Source organism: Microbacterium umsixpiens (assembly GCF_053543675.1).
This window is the reverse complement of record NZ_JBLVOH010000226.1, coordinates 1-2,703: the sequence shown is the minus strand read 5'-3', so window position 1 is coordinate 2,703 and position 2,703 is coordinate 1. Positions and strand designations below refer to the sequence as shown.

Annotated in this window: 4 protein-coding genes; 1 reads left to right on the top strand and 3 read right to left on the bottom strand. The window is 71.3% G+C overall.

What is annotated here, in order from left to right:
• Positions 1 to 93 precede the first annotated feature (93 nt).
• On the top strand, positions 94 to 408 hold the full coding sequence (locus ACNPM4_RS18875) for a hypothetical protein (protein WP_029263168.1): 315 nt from the start codon (positions 94 to 96) through the stop codon (positions 406 to 408).
• A gap of 28 nt (positions 409 to 436) precedes the next feature.
• On the opposite strand, the gene ACNPM4_RS18870 is transcribed toward ACNPM4_RS18875, so the two are convergent.
• From ACNPM4_RS18870 to ACNPM4_RS18860, 3 genes are all read right to left on the bottom strand, one after another.
• A complete protein-coding gene (locus ACNPM4_RS18870) occupies positions 437 to 1,237 on the bottom strand; it encodes an amidohydrolase family protein (RefSeq protein WP_448986743.1) in 801 nt (266 codons plus the stop codon).
• Positions 1,234 to 1,983 (bottom strand): amidohydrolase family protein, encoded by a 750-nt coding sequence (locus ACNPM4_RS18865; protein ID WP_400857083.1) that lies wholly within the window; start codon positions 1,981 to 1,983, stop codon positions 1,234 to 1,236. The genes ACNPM4_RS18870 and ACNPM4_RS18865 overlap by 4 nt, the downstream gene beginning before the upstream one ends.
• On the bottom strand, positions 1,980 to 2,703 hold a 724-nt coding region (locus ACNPM4_RS18860), incomplete at its 5' end, for an aminotransferase class III-fold pyridoxal phosphate-dependent enzyme (RefSeq protein WP_448986742.1). The genes ACNPM4_RS18860 and ACNPM4_RS18865, both read right to left, overlap by 4 nt.

Sequence of the window (2,703 nt, the reverse complement as noted above, 5' to 3'; positions counted from 1 at the left end):
GTTCGCCTCGTCTCGTCTCGTTGAGCCTCGACGGACCAACGTGTAACATTTCACAGGGCGGGGATGGGTGCGGCAATGGATTGCGGGGGCTTCATGGACGACGATGCGGATCGGACAGAGCGACTGCGGGCCCGCCTGCGATGGCTCGCCGGATGCTCCGCGGTCGCGATCATGCTGATCGTCGGGTGGTTCGCCTATGGCGCCATCGTTCGGTCGCCCGTGATGATGACGGCCGCAGCCGGAGGATTCGCGGCCGTCGTGACCGGATGGAGCAGCCTGCACGCGTCCCTCACGACACAACTCGACCTGATCGCCGCACAGGCTGACCTCGTCATCGACGCACCCGGCCTGTTCTCCGGGCCGCGCACCGACAGACGTACCGACATCCAGAACTTCCCCATCGGCTGACCGTCGCGCATCGGGTGTGCGCGCGGCGTCAGGTGAGCATGACGGCGGCGTTGCCGGACGCGATCGCCCGCATCGCCCGTCCAGGAAGCGCGGAGGCTGCGAGCTGCAGCGCCGTGGCCTCCGGTGCCTGCACGGGGAAGCCGCTGCCGAACACCCAGCGCTCCGGATCGGCGCCGAGACCGTCGGCGACACCGGTGGGGCCGTTCACGTGCCAGAGGTCGAGCCGCAGCCACTCGGGCGCGGCGTCGCCGAGATGCCGCTTCAGCTCGATCCCATCCGCGCGGTTGAGGCCGCTCAGCAGCAGCGGAGCAGCCGGACTCTCGCGCACGAGGTCGGCGATCCGGTGCACCTCGAGGTCGACGGCGGGGGAGAACGGATGCCGCACCCTGGCGTCGTCGAGCCGGGCGATCAGCTGCACGGGGAGCCCGCGGTCGGCGCACGCGTCGAGGACCGGGCGCACGGCGGAGACCTCGTACCGATGGAAGCCCGGGGCGACACGCACTCCACGCGCGCCGGCGGACACGGCATCGTCGAGCTCCTCGCGCCAGGTCGGGTCGCGCGGATCGATCGTCGCGAACACGCGGAAGAGCGGGTCATCCGCACACGCGGCGAGCACGGCCTCGTTGCCGGTGCGGGTGTCGAAGCCGAACAGGGACGCCAGGTGCGAGACCCAGACGGAGCGCAGGCCGAGGCGTTCGGCGTGGGCGTGCAGGGTCTCGGCATCAGCGGCGGCGGAGAGCCGGTGGGGCCATTGCCCGAGGAAGCAGGTGGTGTCGGTCGCGCCGAGGTCGGCGAATGCGCGGAGCATCCGTCGTGCCTGGGCGGTCATGACGCGACCTCCGCGAGCCAGCGGGCGACCGTGCCGCCGAAGACCCGCTCTTCCGTCTCGGGGTCGAGCCCTGCGCCGAGCACCTTGCCGACGTTGGCCGCGAGGTCGATGTGGGGCAGGTCGGAGCCGAACACCACCCGGTCGGGGCCGAGGCGCTCCACGGCGAGTGCCACTTCTCCGGCGCCGATGATCGTGCCCGAGGTGTCGACGGCCACGTTCGGCACGGAGCCGACCGCGTTCACGGCCGACTCGGGCTGGCCGCCGAGGTGCGCCATCAGGAAGCGCACGTCGGGATGACGGCGGGCTGCGGCGGCGATGTGGTCGGCCGTCGACTCGTAGGGGAACTGCCCGACGGTTTTGCGCCAGGCATGGGCGAGCACGATCAGGTGGTGCTCGGCGGCGTACTCGAGGATCGGATCGCTCAGTGGATCGTCGGCCAGAGTCGCGATCCAGAGCTTGATGCCGATCATCCCGCGGTCCTCGACGTTGCGGCGCAGATCGTCGAGGCTGTCACGGCCGAAGCGCGGATTGACGTAGCAGTAGCCGCGGAGGCGGTCGGGGTATCGGCGCAGCTCGCCGGCCAGCACCTCGTTCATCTCCCGCACCTCGTCGAGACTTGGGTGCGCCTGGAAGCTTCCGAGATTGCTGCACAGGTACAGCTCGATGCCCAGGCGGTCGCCGGCCTCGAAGACCGCGGGGTCGAAGCGCCCCTCGTCGAGGTGTGTGTGCGCGTCGATGCCGGTCATGCCGTCGCCTCACGCACGGCGGCCGCCGCGCGGCGCAGAGTCTCGTCGATGTCGGCTTCGGTGTGCGCGGCGTTGACGTAGACGACCCGGTAGAAGGAGAGTCCGTGGCGGAACGCCGCCCGTAGGAAGGCCTGGACCTCGGCGTCGGCGCCGCCGAACTGCGGGCACGCCGGGTGCCCCACGAGCCGGATGCCGGAGCCGGCCTCGGCGAACACCGCGTTCAGGCCGTTCTGCAGTCGGGCGCCGGAGGCGAGCAGTCGCGCGATCACGTCGCGGTCGCGCATGGCGGTCATCGTCGCGGTGGCGGCTGCGAGCGACAGCGTCTCACCGCCGTAGGTCGACGTGACGACCACCTCGCCGCGGTCGAGCACGCCGAGCACCTCCCGGCGCCCGCAGTAGACCGCGAGGGGCATGCCGTTCGCGATCCCCTTGCCGAAGACCGACAGGTCGGGGAGCACGCCGGTCGCCTCGGCCATCCCGCCGATCGCCACCCGGAAGCCGGTGACCATCTCGTCGTAGGCCAGCAGGGCGCCGTGCCGGTCGGCGAGGTCGCGCAGGTAACGGTAGAAGCCGGCCGCCTCGGGAATGGCCGGGTAGTCGGCGGCGATGAGGATGAGCGCGATCTCCGAACCCCGGGTGAGGAACAGGCGGTCGAGGGTGGCACGGTCTTCCCACTCGACCGCGTGGTGCAGGGCCGCGAGGGCTGCCGGAACGCCGGGC